Origin of the sequence: Maritimibacter dapengensis, assembly GCF_019218265.1 — a bacterium.
Taxonomy (GTDB): Bacteria; Pseudomonadota; Alphaproteobacteria; order Rhodobacterales; family Rhodobacteraceae; genus Maritimibacter; species Maritimibacter dapengensis.
Genome location: NZ_JAHUZE010000002.1, coordinates 358014 through 372902, shown reverse-complemented (window position 1 = coordinate 372902; position 14889 = coordinate 358014). Strand labels below are relative to the sequence as shown.

At 62.5% G+C, this 14889-nt stretch carries 15 protein-coding genes; 13 read left to right on the top strand and 2 right to left on the bottom strand.

The genetic code is table 11. The annotated features are described in order from the left end of the window. Positions 1 to 23: 23 nt before the first annotated feature. The 13 genes from cobA (at position 24) to KJP28_RS08080 (ending at position 11924) form a co-directional block, all read left to right on the top strand. Positions 24 to 806, top strand: a complete 783-nt coding sequence (cobA, locus tag KJP28_RS08140; RefSeq protein WP_218392066.1) for a uroporphyrinogen-III C-methyltransferase — start codon at positions 24 to 26, stop codon at positions 804 to 806. After that, positions 787 to 1116 (top strand): c-type cytochrome, encoded by a 330-nt coding sequence (locus tag KJP28_RS08135; protein ID WP_218392065.1) that lies wholly within the window; start codon positions 787 to 789, stop codon positions 1114 to 1116. Before cobA ends, KJP28_RS08135 begins: the two co-directional genes overlap by 20 nt. After that, a complete protein-coding gene (locus KJP28_RS08130) occupies positions 1113 to 2264 on the top strand; it encodes a cytochrome D1 domain-containing protein (RefSeq protein WP_218392064.1) in 1152 nt (383 codons plus the stop codon). The genes KJP28_RS08135 and KJP28_RS08130 overlap by 4 nt, the downstream gene beginning before the upstream one ends. 2 nt (positions 2265 to 2266) lie before the next feature. Next, on the top strand, positions 2267 to 3259 hold the full coding sequence (ahbB, locus tag KJP28_RS08125) for a siroheme decarboxylase subunit beta (RefSeq protein ID WP_218392063.1): 993 nt from the start codon (positions 2267 to 2269) through the stop codon (positions 3257 to 3259). Between the two features lies 1 nt (position 3260). Continuing rightward, positions 3261 to 3734 (top strand): Lrp/AsnC family transcriptional regulator, encoded by a 474-nt coding sequence (locus KJP28_RS08120; RefSeq protein ID WP_218392062.1) that lies wholly within the window; start codon positions 3261 to 3263, stop codon positions 3732 to 3734. After that, positions 3731 to 4219: a siroheme decarboxylase subunit beta gene (gene ahbB / locus KJP28_RS08115; RefSeq protein ID WP_218392061.1), complete on the top strand. Its 489-nt coding sequence runs from the start codon at positions 3731 to 3733 to the stop codon at positions 4217 to 4219. The genes KJP28_RS08120 and ahbB (KJP28_RS08115) overlap by 4 nt, the downstream gene beginning before the upstream one ends. Further along, positions 4219 to 5442, top strand: a complete 1224-nt coding sequence (nirJ, locus tag KJP28_RS08110) for a heme d1 biosynthesis radical SAM protein NirJ (protein ID WP_218392060.1) — start codon at positions 4219 to 4221, stop codon at positions 5440 to 5442. Before ahbB (KJP28_RS08115) ends, nirJ begins: the two co-directional genes overlap by 1 nt. After that, positions 5417 to 7003: a cytochrome D1 domain-containing protein gene (locus KJP28_RS08105; RefSeq protein ID WP_255552275.1), complete on the top strand. Its 1587-nt coding sequence runs from the start codon at positions 5417 to 5419 to the stop codon at positions 7001 to 7003. Before nirJ ends, KJP28_RS08105 begins: the two co-directional genes overlap by 26 nt. Before the next feature lies 1 nt (position 7004). Beyond that, the gene (locus KJP28_RS08100; RefSeq protein WP_218392059.1) at positions 7005 to 7709 is read left to right on the top strand and encodes a CbiX/SirB N-terminal domain-containing protein; all 705 of its coding nucleotides are present in this window, start codon (positions 7005 to 7007) and stop codon (positions 7707 to 7709) included. After that, the gene (locus KJP28_RS08095) at positions 7706 to 7933 is read left to right on the top strand and encodes a hypothetical protein (RefSeq protein WP_218392058.1); all 228 of its coding nucleotides are present in this window, start codon (positions 7706 to 7708) and stop codon (positions 7931 to 7933) included. The genes KJP28_RS08100 and KJP28_RS08095 overlap by 4 nt, the downstream gene beginning before the upstream one ends. Positions 7934 to 8224: 291 nt before the next feature. Then, positions 8225 to 9793: a trimethylamine methyltransferase family protein gene (locus KJP28_RS08090; protein ID WP_218392057.1), complete on the top strand. Its 1569-nt coding sequence runs from the start codon at positions 8225 to 8227 to the stop codon at positions 9791 to 9793. 27 nt (positions 9794 to 9820) lie between these two features. Then, positions 9821 to 10819 carry an isopenicillin N synthase family dioxygenase gene (locus KJP28_RS08085; RefSeq protein ID WP_218392056.1) on the top strand — a complete coding sequence of 333 codons (999 nt, stop codon included), beginning with the start codon at positions 9821 to 9823 and terminating at the stop codon, positions 10817 to 10819. 1 nt (position 10820) lies between these two features. Then, positions 10821 to 11924 carry a mandelate racemase/muconate lactonizing enzyme family protein gene (locus tag KJP28_RS08080; protein WP_218392055.1) on the top strand — a complete coding sequence of 368 codons (1104 nt, stop codon included), beginning with the start codon at positions 10821 to 10823 and terminating at the stop codon, positions 11922 to 11924. Positions 11925 to 12052: 128 nt separating this feature from the next. Here the strand turns inward: KJP28_RS08080 and KJP28_RS08075 are convergent, their stop codons facing one another. Continuing rightward, on the bottom strand, positions 12053 to 13393 hold the full coding sequence (locus tag KJP28_RS08075) for an NAD(P)/FAD-dependent oxidoreductase (protein WP_218392054.1): 1341 nt from the start codon (positions 13391 to 13393) through the stop codon (positions 12053 to 12055). Then, the gene (locus KJP28_RS08070) at positions 13390 to 14886 is read right to left on the bottom strand and encodes an aldehyde dehydrogenase (protein ID WP_218392053.1); all 1497 of its coding nucleotides are present in this window, start codon (positions 14884 to 14886) and stop codon (positions 13390 to 13392) included. The genes KJP28_RS08075 and KJP28_RS08070 overlap by 4 nt, the downstream gene beginning before the upstream one ends. Positions 14887 to 14889 lie beyond the last annotated feature (3 nt).

The following is a 14889-nucleotide window of genomic DNA, read 5'->3' as shown; positions in this document are numbered from 1 at the left end:
CACAGCCAGCGAAAGCGTCAGCCATGAAAGACCTCACCATCGGCACCGTCTTCCTCATCGGCGCAGGACCGGGCGACCCCGACCTGCTCACCGTCAAAGCCGTGCGCGCGCTCGATCGCGCCGATGTTGTGGTCTATGACCGGCTGGTTTCACCCGAAATCCTCGCGCTCGCACCGCTCGGTGCCAAGCGTATCGACGTTGGCAAAATGCCCAAGTGCCACAAGGTCCCTCAGGATCAGATCAACGAAACCCTCGTGCGGCTCGCCCGGCAGGGGCGGACGGTCGTTCGCCTGAAGGGCGGCGACCCGTTGATCTTCGGACGCGGGTCCGAGGAGGCCGCCGAGCTTCGGGCGGCAGGCATCCCATGCTGCTACATCCCTGGCATCACGGCTGCGCAGGGCGCGGCCTCGACGACTGGCGTGCCGCTTACGCACCGTGGTCTGGCAACGGGCGTGCGATATGTCACGGGGCACCGTGCTGCCGACGCCACGCTCGATCTCGACTGGTTCAGCCTTGCCTCCGGCGACACGACGCTGGTGATCTACATGGGTGCCGCCAATATCGGAGAAATCGCCGGAAACCTCATGGCGCACGGACTGCCCGCCGATACGCCCGCAATGGCGGTGTCGCAGGCCACGACGCCCCGGCAGCAAACCGTCTTTTCGCGCCTCGACAGGCTTAATGGTGATGCGGCGATCGCCGATCTGCCCGCGCCGGTCCTGTTCTTCGTCGGACAAACCGTGTCGCTGGGGGAAGAGGCCGAAACCCTTGCGGAGTTTCCCGACAATGCCCTTGCGCACGTTTAGGGCGCTGGCCCTCTTGCCCTTTGCCGTTCTCGCCGTTCCGGCCATGGCCGAGATGTCGCCGACCCGTGCGGCAGAACTCGAACACATGGTCATTCAGGACTGCGGCTCCTGCCACGGGCTGACGATGAAGGGCGGGCTTGGCTCGCCGCTGACCCATGAGGCGCTCGACGGAGCCGATCCCGGCGTGCTCGCCACCATCATTCTCGACGGCGTGCCGGGCACCGCCATGCCGCCGTGGCGTCCGCTTCTGACAGATGCCGAAGCGCAATGGATTGCCGATTACCTCTTGCAACAGGAGACCGACGAATGAACCGCTTTCTGTCCGCCACCGCACTTGCACTCCTGCCCATTGCAGGTTTCGCAGACGACACCCTGCGCGCCACTGGCGATCTCGGCCTGATCGTCGAACGTGCCACCGGCTCGGTGCTGGTGATCGACCGCTCGGAACGCGCCGCGGTCGGGCGGGTCGAAGACCTGGGCGACATGTCTCATGCGTCCATGACCTATGCCCCGGACGAACGCCACGCCTATGTCTTCGGGCGCGACGGCGGGCTGACGAAGATCGACATGCTGACGCAGGAGATCAAGGCCCGCACCATCCAGGCCGGCAATTCCATCGGCGGCGCGATCTCGGACGATGGCGAACTGGTGGCGGTGTCCAATTACACGCCCGGCGGCGTCAAGGTATTCGACGCCGACACCCTCGAGCTCGTGGCCGACGTTCCGGCGGACGGCAAGACCATCGGACTGGCCGATCTTCCCGGTCGCCGCTTCATCTGGACAGTCTGGGATACCGGCAAGGTGTTTCTGGGTGATTTCTCAAGCCCCGATCCAGTCATCGAGATTATCGGCAATGCAGGTCTCAACCCGTTCGACGCCGTCGTCACCGATGACGCGCACACCTACCTGATCGGGCTTTTCGGAGAAAAAGGCGTCACCGCCATCGACCTGTGGGACGATGACCCCAAACCCGTCAAGTTCCTTGAGGACTACGGCAAGGTCGAGGACGACATGCCCGTCTACAAGATGCCCCATCTGCAAGGCTGGGCCTTCACGGAGGGGCAATTCGTCCTCCCCGCCGTTGGGCGTCACGAGCTTCTCTGGGTGGACCGCGAAACGCTGAAAGAAGTCGGGCGCACCCCCACTCATGGACAACCTGTCTTCATCATTGCGCAACCCGCCTCGCCCTATGTCTGGGTGAATTACGCCACGCCGCTCAACGATGTGGTGCAGGTCGTCGACAGCCGCACGCACGAAGTGGTCAAGACGCTGAAACCGGGCAAGGCGATCCTGCACATGGAATTCGCCCCGCGCGGCGCCGAGGCGTGGGTGTCGTCACGCGATGACAACAAGGTCATCATCTACGACACGCGCACCTATCAAGTGAAAGCCGAAATCGAAGCCAATGCCCCCTCGGGCATCTTCTTCACGGCCCGCGCGCATCAACCGGGGCTGTAATCATGCTCGAACGTCTCCCCCCCCTCGAACACCGCCTGCTGGATGAGTTCCAGCGGAATTTCCCGATTGTGCCGCGTCCCTTCAGGCACATGGCCGAGACGCTCGGCTGCGAAGAAAGCGACGTCCTTGCGCTGCTTTCGTCCCAGATCGCAGCCGGGCGTATCGCGCGTGTCGGGGCGACCGTGCGACCCAACACCGTAGGCGCATCGACCCTCGCCGCCCTCGCCGTGCCGACCGAGCGGATCGACGAGGTGGCGGAGATCGTCGGGCGCGAGCCGGGCGTGAACCATTCTTACCTGCGCGAACACGACTGGAACCTATGGTTCGTCGCCACGGCCCCGAATGCTGACGAATTGGATGCGAGTCTCGATCGCATCCGCGCGGCCAGTGGGCTCGATCTGTTGGATCTGCGACTCGTGCGGCCGTTCAATATCGACCTGGGTTTCTCCCTCGCAGGCCGGCCGACACCGCATCTTTCGCGGCCTCAGGCAGATATTGCGGCGCTGCGTCCATCGGATCGAGCGATACTCGCCGGACTGACCGAAGGCCTCGCGATTTCACCACGGCCCTACGCGGATCTGGCGCGGCGACTGGACCGGAGCGAAGAAGACGTGCTGGGGCGCATTGCGGCCTTAAGCGACGCGGCCATCATAACCCGGCTCGGCGTCATCGTGCGCCACCGCTCCATCGGCTGGCGCGCCAACGCGATGGTCGCCTGGCAGGTGGCACCGGACCGGATGGAAGCGGCCGGCGCTGCGTTGGCGGCCCTTCCGGGCGTCACCCTGTGCTATGAGCGCCGCACCGTCGACGAGCTTTGGCCCTATGGCCTGTTCTCGATGATCCATGCCAGGACGCGACCCGATGCCCTCGCGGTGATCGAAGCCGCGACGCGTCTGCCCGAGTTGGAAGGCACCCGGTACCAGATCCTGTTCTCGGAAAAGTGCTTCAAACAGACGGGCGCGCATATCGCAGCCAAGCCAGCCGAGGTCGCCTGATATGCGCCGCACCGCTCTCGCCCCAGACGCACTGGACGCCACCGACCGCAAGTTGATCAACAGGCTCCAGGACGGGATCACATTGACCGCGCATCCTTTCGCCGCCGTCGCGCAGGAGTTTGATCTCGCCGAGGCCGACGTGATCGACCGCATCGCCCGCATGCGGGACATAGGGGCCGCCACGCGTTTTGGCCCCTTCATAGATGCCGCCGCTATGGGAGGCGCCTTTTGTCTCTGCGCCATGCACGTGCCGGAAGACGATTTCGAACGGGTCATGACTTTGGTCAATGATCATCCCGAGGTCGCGCATAATTATGAACGCGTCCACCACCTCAACATGTGGTTCGTTCTGGCGACGGATACGCCCGAAGGAATCGACGAGACGGCGGACCGGATCGAGGCGGAAACGGGACTGACCGTGATGCGCTTTCCGAAACTGAAGGAATTTTTCATAGGCTTCAGGGTCACAGCATGACCATCGACACGACAGATCGCGCCATTCTCTCCGCCACGCAAGGCGGCTTGCCCCTCGTGGCGCAGCCATTCGCGGAGGTGGGGCGCTGGTTGGGTCTGGACGAGGCCGATGTCATCGCACGCATGGATCGGATGCAGGCGGCCGGCGTGATCCGCCGCGTAGCGCTCGCCCCCAATCATTATGCGCTCGGCATGGTCGCGAACGGCATGACCGTATGGGACGTGGAGGACAGTGCGGCCGACGTTCTGGGCGAGCGCATCGGCGCCCTGCCCTTTGTCAGCCACTGCTATCTACGGCCCCGCGCGCTGCCTGACTGGCCCTTCAACCTGTTCGCCATGGTCCACGGATCCAGCCGCGACGAGGTCGAAGCACATCGCGAAGAGATCGCGCATATGCTCGGTGCCGATTGCCGCGCCTGTGACGTTCTCTATTCCGCCCGCATCCTGAAGAAAACCGGGATGCGTCTACGCAAGGAGGCACACTGATGTTCCGGCTCACGCAATACATGCAGGAACTCGTCACACCCACACCCGTGAAGACCCGTCGCGGGTCCGGCCCCGTCAAGCCGGTCGTGATCTGGAACCTCACCCGACGGTGCAATCTGCGGTGCCGGCATTGCTATACGGTATCGGCGGACGTGAACTTTCCGGGCGAATTGAACCCGTTTCAGGCATTGTCCGTGCTTGACGACCTGTCCTCGCTGAACATCCCCGCTCTCATCCTTTCGGGTGGTGAGCCTTTGTCACGCCCCGATTTCTTCGGCATCGCGGAACGCGCCCGAAGTCTGAACTTCAAGCACCTCGCGCTGTCCACCAACGGCACGAAAATCGTCGGCGACACCGCCGCGCGTGTCGCGGACATCGGCTTCGACTACGTCGGCATTTCTCTCGACGGCATCGGTGCGATGAACGACTGGTTCCGCGGCAAGGAAGGTGCATTCGACCAGGCTCTCGAAGGCGTGCGCGAATGCAAGAAACGCGGCATCAAGGTGGGCCTCAGGTTCACGATCACGGAAGACAACGCACATATGCTCGACGACATGATCGACCTGTGCGACAGCGAGGGCGTCGACAAGTTCTACCTGTCCCACCTCGTCTATGCCGGTCGCGGCGACAAGAACCGCGGAGACGACACCGAACGGTTACGAACCAAACGTGCGATGGACACGTTGATAGACCGGGCATGGGTTGCCGTGGCCGAGGATCAACCGTTGGAAATCGTCACCGGCAACAACGACGCGGATGCAGTCTATTTCCTTCAATGGGCGCGCCGTCACTTCGGTGAAGCACGGGTTGCACATGTCGAGGATCACCTGCGCGCCTGGGGGGGCAATTCATCGGGCCTTGGGGTTGCGAATATCGCGCCGCTGGGCACGGTCCACCCGGACACCTACTGGTCCGACTACACGATCGGCAACGTCAAGACGACGCCTTTCTCCGAGCTCTGGTATGGCGAGGACCCCATGCTCGCCACGCTGCGGCAACGACCCCGTCCGCTGAAGGGCCGCTGCGGAGCCTGTGCGTTCAAGGACGTCTGTGGCGGAAACACCCGCATACGGGCGCTTCAGGTCACAGGCGATCCCTGGGCCGAGGACCCGGCCTGTTACCTTTCCGACGCCGAGATCGGCCTTTCCCAATCCTCCGGTCCCCGCGTCGAAGTCACACCTTTCCGAGGCAAGACCCATGATCCGGAACACCGCTTTTTCTGAGATGACCCGCGCGGCAGCCGCCGTCGCGGTGGCGGTGACAGTTGGTTCGTCCCTTCCTGTCACCGCCGCTCCCGACGGCGCGACGATCTACTCCGACCTCTGCGCCTCCTGTCACGGCGAAACGCGGCTGGGCGGCGTCGGCCCGGCGCTGATCCCCGAAGCCCTCAAACGCCTGCGCGGCGCTTCGCTGGAAGACGTGATCGCGCATGGTCGCACGGCCACCCAGATGCCAGCATTCTCCCAGACGATCGGTCCTGAGGACATCAAGTCAGTCGCAGCTTTCATCTCGGCCCCGCTCGACCACGTGCCAACCTGGACCGAAGCCGACATTCGCGACACACTCGTTACGAACACGGACTACAGCGCTGCGGACGCACCCCTCTTCGACGCCAACCCGATGAACATCACATTGGTGGTCGAGACCGGCGACCACCACATCAGCGTGCTCGACGGCGACACGTTTGACGTGCTCGACCGGTTCGAAACGCCTTTCGCAGTACATGGCGGCCCGAAATTCTCGCCGGACGGGCGGTATGTTTTCGTCATGTCGCGCGACGGTTGGGTGCAGAAGTATGACATCTGGTCGCTCGCCGAAGTTGCCCGCGTGCGCGCCGGGATCAATTCTCGCAATGTGGCAATGAGCGCGGATGGGAAATGGCTCGCCGTCGCGAACTACCTGCCCCACACGCTCACGATCCTGTCCACCGACACGCTGGAGCCGGCTCAGATCCGCACGATCACCGCCGCCGACGGCACCGAGAGCCGGGTCTCGGCGGTCTACCAGGCCCCCGAACGCGAAAGCTTCATCCTCGCCCTCAAGGACGCGCCCGAGATCTGGGAAATTGCGACGACCGAGGATGGCGGCCCCTTCTTCGATGGTTTCGTGCACAGCCACGAAGCAGGCATGAAAGAGGCGCTTTCAGACGAAGTCGGGCTCTTCGCCCGCCGGCGTATCCTGGTGAACGAGCCGATGGACGATTTTTTCTTCACACCGGATTATCGGAACCTGATCGGCACAAGCCGCTCGGGCGACAGGGGAGTCGTGGTCAACCTCGACGTCGGACGGGAAGTAGCCTCGCTACCGCTCCCCGGAATGCCGCATCTCGGCTCCGGGATAAGCTGGACCTCGCAGGGCCGACAGGTCATGGCCACACCGCATCTGGGCGAAGGCCGCCTCAGCGTCATCGACACGGCCGACTGGTCGCTGGTCAAGAGCATCGAGACGCTCGGTCCGGGCTTCTTCCTGCGAAGCCACGAAAACACGCGGTACGTCTGGGCCGACGTGTTCATGGGGCCGCACAAGGACAAGCTTCATATCCTCGACAAGGACACGCTTGAGATCGTCCGCACTCTCGACCCGGACCCCGGAAAGACGGTTGGCCATATCGAGTTCACGATGGATGGCTCCCACGCGCTGGTGTCGGTCTGGGAGAACGACGGTGCGCTCATCGTGTTCGATTCCGAGACACTCGAGGAAGTGCGCCGACTGCCGATGTCGAAACCGGTCGGCAAATACAATGTCTGGAACAAGATCAGCTTTTCCGACGGAACGAGCCACTGAAATGGACCGAACCATCCTCATCGTCGCACATGGTAGCCCATCGGACCCCGAACCGCAGGAGCATGCGCTCGCCAAGCTGGCAGACAAGGTCTGCGCCAGTCTCAACGGGCGGTGGCGGGTGGCCTCTGCCACGCTTGCAGCATCGGGCCAGCTTGAAGCGGCCCTCGCGAGCCACCCTGACGCCGTGATTTATCCGTTCTTCATGGCGGGGGGGTTCTTCACCGATACGATCTTGCCGAGCCGAACTCCAAAAAATGTTCCCAAGCTCGCTCCGTTTGGTCAGTCCAACGACCTGCCGAGGGCCGCTGCAGCCCGTTTGGCGCAGGTCCTCGACGATCTTGGGTGGGACGCGCAGGCCACCGGCCTTCTGATTGCCTCCCACGGCTCGGCACACGGCCGATCAAATGCGGCCGAAGCCCGTGCCTTCGCAGCGAAACTCGCCACCTGCATCCCGATGCGCGAAATCCGAACCGGATTTCTGGAGCAGGAACCCGCGCTCCAAGTCGTCGCGCGAGATATGGGACAAGCCATTTGTCTGCCGTGGTTCGCGTTGAACTCCGGCCACATGACACAGGACGTGCCCGCCGGGCTTCACGCCGCCGGGTTCCTTGGCCCTTGCCTGCCGCCCTTCATCCAATGGGACTCCACGCCAGCTCTTATCGCGCAAGATGCCACGCGCCAGCTGCTTGGAAAGGATGCCGCATGACATCCCTCCGCCCTTCATGGAAGCTCAAGCTCCTTTTGTTCCCTTTCGTCTTGCCAGCCGTCGCCATAAACCTGTTCCTGCTTTTTCTGCTGCTGCAATCGCTTGGCGTCACGGCACTCTCCCCCACAACCGCGCTTATCGTATCCGTTCCGTTGGCGTTTCCCGCAAACTGGGCCGCTTCCCGCTGGGTCCAGGGCCTCTTGAACGAAGCCGACAAAAGCTGAAACGCGAGGTCGTCTATTCGACGACGACACTTGCCCCCCTCCGCCGCGCAAAACGAAGGTGGAATCCGATACGCGCGGTGGTGAGAGGGCGTCTTCGCTGACCCACTTTTCTTGCGACCGACACCAGTGTCTTTGATGTCGACCGACGCTAGCCCGAACAGGTCGCCGTGAAACAGGCGATCAACATGCCGTTCCTGACCTGTGCATGTCGGTTTCTGCAAAAGGATTTCGGATTCCGACACGCGCAAGCGGCAGTGGTCGAGCGATGCTGCCTCATCATCGGAGGATCGCATGAACCAAACGCTCGAAATCCCCAAGACCCGGTCCCGTGGTCGCGCCGGTGGACGCGCGGCGCGAAAAATCCTCCGCGAAACGCGCGATATCAGGATGTTGCCCGGTCTGATCCGCGCCTTGCCGACCTGTGAGGTGATGGACCAGGAGCAGATCGAGAAGATAGATGCAGCCTCGATGGACATTCTCGAAAACGTCGGCGTCCATTTCCGCGATGAGATCGCGCTCGCGGATTGGAAAGCGGCCGGTGCCAAGGTTGTTGGTGAGATCGTCTACCTGGACCGCGCCCTCGTGCGGGACCTGATCGCGACGATCCCGGAGGACTTCACGTATTCCGCGCGCAATCCAGAGAACAACGTGCGCCTCGGCGGCGCTCACTCGGTGTTCGTGCCTATGACCGGCGCACCCTTCTTGCGCGATCTGGACGATGTCCGCAGGAACCCGACGCTCGACGACCTCGCGATGTTTCACAAGCTCAGCCATATGTCGCCGGCCCTGCATTCGACCGCGCACCACATCGTCGAGCCGATGGACCTGCCGGTTGCGCATCGGCATCTGCAGATCACCTATTCCTCGATGAAACACTCCGACAAGATGTTCATGGGCATGACGACATCGCCGAAGAACGCCGAGGACGTCATGGAAATGTGCGCCATCCTGTTCGGCGAAGACTTCATGGAGGCGAACCCGGTCACCACGGGCAACATCAATGGAAACTCGCCGCTCGTCTGGGACGAAACCATGCTTGGCGCCATGCGCGCCTTCAGCAGACGAAACCAGCCCGTGCTTTGCTCGCCCTTCGTCCTGGGTGGTGCCAATACACCGGCTTCCGTTCCGGTGACGGTCGCGCAGCTCAATGCCGAAGCCCTCTCGGCGTTGGCCTACACGCAAGTCATCCGTCGCGGCGCGCCCGCGGTTTACGGCCACTACCTCGCGACCGTTTCAATGAAGTCCGGCGCGCCCATGGCGGGAACGCCCGAGATAAGCCTCATGAATTTCATGATCGGTCAGATGGCGCGTTTTTACCGTCTGCCTTGGCGCACGTCGAACACACTTGGCGGCGCCAAGACCTTCGACGCGCAGGCAGGTTATGAAAGTGCGACAACGCTCTCTGCCGTGATACATGCCGGTGCCAATTACATCTGGCATTCAGCAGGGTGGAACGAAGCAGGGATGCACTGCTCGACGGCGAAATTCATCGTGGATGCCGAGCAATGCGCAATGGCCTATCGAATGGCCGAAGGCCCGAAATGGCACGATTTCGACCAGGCGCTCGCCGCGGTGTCCGATGTCGGACCCGGAGGACATTATCTGGGCCACCAACACACCCAGGACAATTTCCAGACAGCGTTCTTCATGCCCGAAATGTTCGACAACAACTCGATCGAACAATGGAAAGCCGACGGCGAAAAGGAAATCACGCAACGCGCGCTGGAGCATGCTCGCAAACTCCTCGCGGAGTATCAGGAACCGCAACTCGACGACGCGAAGAACGAGGAACTGCTCGACTATATCGCACGGAGGGAACGCGAAATTCCCGCCGTCGACGAGTTGAACCAAACCTTCTGAAAGGTCATGACAAAAGGAGACCGGCCCATGACAGACTTCACTGCACAACTGGATGACCGGCTCCGCGCCCACCGCGTCAGTTTCGACCGCATCCCGGTGGTCGACATCGCAACGCTGCTCGACGGAACGGACAAGTCCTCGGTCGCCCGCGATATCAACTGGGCGCTGACAAACGTTGGGTTCATGTATGTGAAGAACCACGGTGTCGCCCCACACTTGATCGGCGATACCTTCGCTCAGGCCAAGGCATTCTTCGCACTGCCGGAGGCCGACAAGATGGCGCTTCACGTCTCGACTTCCGGCACGACGCTGCGTGGCTACATCGAACCGTTCGGCGAGAATACCGATCCGACCAAGACGAAAGATTTGAAAGAGGTCTTCGACCTTGGCCCCGAAACGCCCGGCGACCTGACGCCGTTTTTCGGTGCGAACCTCTGGCCCGATCCGAACCAAGTGCCCGGGTTTCGCGAAACCGTTTATGCCTACCATGAAGCGATGCGAACACTCAGCACCCGGATGCTCGAGGGGATCGCGTTGTCGCTCGAGTTGGACGAAGACTTCTTCGCACCGCTCACGACAAATCCGATCTGTATCCAGAGACTGCTTCACTATCCGCCACAGGCCGGACCGGTCGACGAAAGCATTATCGGTATCGGCGCGCACACCGATTACGGCAATCTCACCATACTCGCCCAGGACGATGTCGGTGGGCTTCAAGTCATGAACCGCGAAGGCGGCTGGGTCGAAGCGCCGCCTATCCCCGGCACGTTCGTGATCAACATCGGCGATCTCGTCCAACGGCTGACCAACGATCTCTACCTCGCCAATTTGCACCGCGTCGTGAACACGTCCGGGCGCGAACGATACTCGATCCCGTTCTTCATAGATGCAGACTACGATGCCGAGTTCGGTCCCCTCCCCAACTGCGTCACCTCCGAGAACCCGGCGCGCTATCACGCGGTGACGTGCGGTGCGCACAAATTCGGACGATTCCGCGATAGCTATCCGCACCTTGCAAGGTGCTGACATGCGGATTGCAGAGCTTCATCTATTCACCCACGACCTGCCGGTGAAAGATGGGCCCTACCGGATCGCGAGCGGCGACGTCTGGTCCCTGACCACGACCATCGTAAAGCTCGTGACCGACACCGGTGTGATCGGCTGGGGCGAGGCCTGTCCCGTCGGCCCGACCTACGCCGAGGCACATGCCAAAGGCGCGCTTGCCGCGCTGACCGAACTCGCGCCGAACCTGATCGGGGCCGACGTCTTGCCGGTCCCGCTCCACGCCCGGATGGATTCGCTTCTCTACGGCCACAACTACGCCAAGTCCGCCATCGACATCGCGGCCTTCGATGCCTTGGGAAGGTCCCTCAACATTCCCGTGTGTGACCTGCTCGGCGGCGCGCTGACGAACCGGGTTGCCTCCTATTACTCCATTGGGGTCTGTGAACCGGACGAGGCCGCGCGCATCGCGCGTGAAAAGGTGGCCGAAGGCTATCCAAGGCTTCAGATCAAGCTTTCCGGCCGCCCGGTGGAGATCGACATCGCCGCGATGCGGAAGGTCTGCGAAGCGCTTGAAGGATCGGGGGTCAAGCTCGCCGCCGATGGCAACCGGGGGTGGTCCACCGGGGACGCCATCCAGTTCTCGCGGGCCTGCAGCGCCCTGCCCTTCGTCATCGAACAGCCCTGCAATCGGGTCGATGACCTGCGCACGGTGCGGCCGTTCCTGCACCATCCCCTCTACATGGACGAAAACGGCCGATCCCTTGCCACCACGATCGAGGCTGCGGGCACTGGTTTGGTCGACGGTTTCGGTATGAAAGTCGGCAGGCTCGGAGGTCTTCACCCGATGCGCGCGTTCCGTGACCTGTGCGCGGCGCGGCGGCTTCCGCATACCTGCGACGACGCCTGGGGCGGCGACATCGTCTCGGCGGCCTGCACCCAGATCGGGGCGACGGTCGCCCCCGAACGTATGGACGGCGTCTGGCTTGCAGCACCTTATGTGGCACAACACTACGACCCGGATGCCGGCATCGACATCGTCGGCGGCCATATTGCGCTCCCGACCGGGCCGGGTCTGGGCGTGACGCCCGATGAAACCCTGTTTGGCCCCCCGGTCGCCTCCTTCTAGACCGCCTGACGGAAGACGCGATGGTGCGCGGGCGAACGCCACGCTGACCCGATGCTCACGCGTACCTTTTGCCTCCTGACCGCCAATTCGGGCCAGATCAAGCTGTGGCCAAACCCGTTCGGTCGTGATCACTCGTCACGCGCGCGCCATTCCTTGTATCGGATGAACGCGTTTGCGCCGATCTCCTGAAACGGCTGGGGCGGCAGCCGCTTGGGCGCGGGCTCTGCCGTGAAATGGCGCGTTATGTCGCTCTCGACACCGAACGCCAGTTCCGCAGCACCTATACCGGTGAGCGTTCCGCGCGCCGTGCCAAGCCCGTTCTGAACGCATCCCGAAAACAGCCCTGTGTCGATCTCGCGCATCACCGAAACCCCGTTCAGCGTCATTGCGAGATGCCCGGCCCAGGAGAATTCCTGCTTCATCCCAGCAAGCTGGGGGAAACGCCGGTCGAACTTCTGCTGCATCACACGCGCCGCCCGTCGGACGTCGGCCTTCGAGACACGCGTCCCCGGCCGCAGCGTGGCGCATGTCCGCGTCACGATCCTGTTGCCACCCTGGCCGGTGTCGATCCGGCGCACAGTCGTTCCCATTGGGTCAGATGGCGTAATCCCCCACCGTGACGTCCCGCCCAGCATCGCAAGCGCCCCGTCATCCAGTTCAGGCGTCATCACGGCGTATAGAAACATCTGCATGATGCTGGACTGTTCAATGCCGAAGCTCGCCAGATGGCCATTCACCGTAAGGATCACCCGCCCCGCGCTGATCACCCCTGCCTGACCTTCCACCTGCCAAGCGCTGCCCTGTCGGGTCAGTGCCTTGATCGGTGAGTTCTCGAGAATATCGACACCGTCGCGCGCCAACCCTTTCGCCAATCCGCGCACATAGCCGGCGGGCTGCAACATGACAGTGCCAGGCGTATAAAGACCGGATCGATAATGCGCCGACCCTGTGATTTCGCGCATCTGTCGCTCGTCCAGGGTTTCGCTGCTCTCGCCCAAACGGTTGAGATGCTGCGCAAAGCTGCGGTTGTTCGCATCCGCATGATCGCTTGCCGCGCCGTTTATCTTGCCCGCTCGGTCGAAAAAGTTGCTGTCGATCCGGTAGTCGGCGACAGCATCGGCCGCGAATGCAATCGCCTGCCGGTTGAGCCGCATCACCGCCAAGTCGTCCCCCGCGCCCGCGTAATCGTCGGAGACGAGGTCATGTGGGATGTCGATCATGAACCCGGAATTGCGCCCCGCAGATCCTTCTCCGACCGCGACCGCATCGACCACGATGATCTTCGCCGAAGGCTCCAGTTGCCGCACCCGTCGTGCCGCCGAAAGCCCGGCAAACCCTGCCCCGACGATGACCACATCCGCCGACACCTGCCCCTTCAACGAAGGACGTGGCGGATCGACCCCGAGTATGACATTCCAAGCGGCCGGACCCGGAAGATCGGGAAGCCGTGTGGCCCTCAGCGTCGTCAATCAACCGCCTCGTCGTCGTCATCGGCCAGATCCAGCCAGATCGTCTTGATCTGCGTGTATTGATCGTGTGCTTGGATGCCGTTGTCCCGGCCGCCGAAACCGGATTGCTTATAGCCACCGAAGGGTGTCGAGATGTCCCCTTCACCAAAACTGTTCACGGTCACTGTGCCCGCACGAAGCATCCGTGCGCCCCGGATCGCCCGTTTGTAGTTGGCGGTGAAGATCGAGGCGGCAAGCCCGTAATCCGTATCGTTCGCCAGAGCAATCGCTTCGTCGAAACTGTCCACGGTCATGACCGACAACACCGGCCCGAAGATCTCTTCACGCGCCTGTTTCGCGTCGCGCGCGACCTCGATCACCGTCGGCTCCACGAACCCCTTCTCGGCCTTTCCACCCAAGATCACGGTCGCATCGTCTCCGATATAGGAGCGGACCTTGTCGAAGTGGGCTTCGGAGACCAGAGCGCCAACGCGGGTTTCAGGATCGAGCGGATCGCCCATCGGCCATTCGCGGGCATGGGCCAAGATCTTTTCAATGAGCTTGTCCCTGACGCCTTTCTGCACGATCAGCCGTGACGACGCGGAACAATTCTCCCCCATATTCCAGAATGCGCCGTTGACGATATGGGCTGCGACCCGGTCGAGGTTCTCGGCGTCGTCCAGCACGATCGCCGGATTCTTGCCGCCCATCTCGAGCGTGACCTCTTTGACGTTGCTCTCCGACGAATATCCCAAAAATCGCCGCCCCGTGGCCGTCGATCCGGTGAACGATACCATGTCAACGTCCATGTGCCGCCCCAGCGGTTCTCCGACCTCGACCCCACTCCCCGGTATGACGTTGAACACGCCCGCCGGAATGCCGGCCTCCATCGCAAGCTCGGCCATGCGCAAAGCGGTGAGCGAAGTTTCCTCGGCCGGTTTCACGATGACGGAACAGCCAGCGGCCAACGCAGGCCCGATCTTCCAGGCGAGCATCAGGAGTGGGAAATTCCACGGAAGAACCAGCCCGACCACGCCAACAGGTTCGCGCAGGACCATCGCTATATGGTCGTCTGAAGCGGGTGCGACCTGATCATAAATCTTGTCGATCAGCTCGGCATGCCACGTCAGGCAATGCATGGTCTCGGGCAGGTCGACCGTCTCGCAGTCATAAATCGTCTTACCACTGTCGAGGCTTTCCATCACCGCAAGTTCGCGCGCATTGCGCTTCATCAGCTTCACGAGACGGATGAGCACCTCTTTTCGCTCACTCGGGTGCAGGCGCGACCAGCGCCCGTCCTCGAACGCGTCACGGGCCTTTTCGACAGCAAAATCCACGTCATTGGCGCCGCAGGCGGCAATCTTCGCGATCACCTCTCCGGTCGCAGGGTTCACGGTATCGAACGTCTTGCCCGAGTTCGCCGGGCGAAACGAGCCGTCGATAAACGCCTGGGTCGGCGGAGACAGTTCGGCGGCGATGGCTTTGTATTCTTCGGTCGTCAGAAGGTCGCTCATGTC

Excerpts from the sequence above, each read along its gene's own strand:
- nirJ (WP_218392060.1), top strand. The coding sequence starts at position 4,219 with ATGTTCCGGCTCACGCAATACATGCAGGAACTCGTCACACCCACACCC.
- ahbB (WP_218392063.1), top strand. The coding sequence starts at position 2,267 with ATGCTCGAACGTCTCCCCCCCCTCGAACACCGCCTGCTGGATGAGTTC.
- KJP28_RS08080 (WP_218392055.1), top strand. The coding sequence starts at position 10,821 with ATGCGGATTGCAGAGCTTCATCTATTCACCCACGACCTGCCGGTGAAA.
- KJP28_RS08090 (WP_218392057.1), top strand. The coding sequence starts at position 8,225 with ATGAACCAAACGCTCGAAATCCCCAAGACCCGGTCCCGTGGTCGCGCC.
- ahbB (WP_218392061.1), top strand. The coding sequence starts at position 3,731 with ATGACCATCGACACGACAGATCGCGCCATTCTCTCCGCCACGCAAGGC.
- KJP28_RS08100 (WP_218392059.1), top strand. The coding sequence starts at position 7,005 with ATGGACCGAACCATCCTCATCGTCGCACATGGTAGCCCATCGGACCCC.
- KJP28_RS08120 (WP_218392062.1), top strand. The coding sequence starts at position 3,261 with ATGCGCCGCACCGCTCTCGCCCCAGACGCACTGGACGCCACCGACCGC.
- KJP28_RS08135 (WP_218392065.1), top strand. The coding sequence starts at position 787 with ATGCCCTTGCGCACGTTTAGGGCGCTGGCCCTCTTGCCCTTTGCCGTT.
- KJP28_RS08095 (WP_218392058.1), top strand. The coding sequence starts at position 7,706 with ATGACATCCCTCCGCCCTTCATGGAAGCTCAAGCTCCTTTTGTTCCCT.
- KJP28_RS08085 (WP_218392056.1), top strand. The coding sequence starts at position 9,821 with ATGACAGACTTCACTGCACAACTGGATGACCGGCTCCGCGCCCACCGC.
- KJP28_RS08130 (WP_218392064.1), top strand. The coding sequence starts at position 1,113 with ATGAACCGCTTTCTGTCCGCCACCGCACTTGCACTCCTGCCCATTGCA.
- KJP28_RS08070 (WP_218392053.1), bottom strand. The coding sequence starts at position 14,886 with ATGAGCGACCTTCTGACGACCGAAGAATACAAAGCCATCGCCGCCGAA.
- cobA (WP_218392066.1), top strand. The coding sequence starts at position 24 with ATGAAAGACCTCACCATCGGCACCGTCTTCCTCATCGGCGCAGGACCG.
- KJP28_RS08105 (WP_255552275.1), top strand. The coding sequence starts at position 5,417 with ATGATCCGGAACACCGCTTTTTCTGAGATGACCCGCGCGGCAGCCGCC.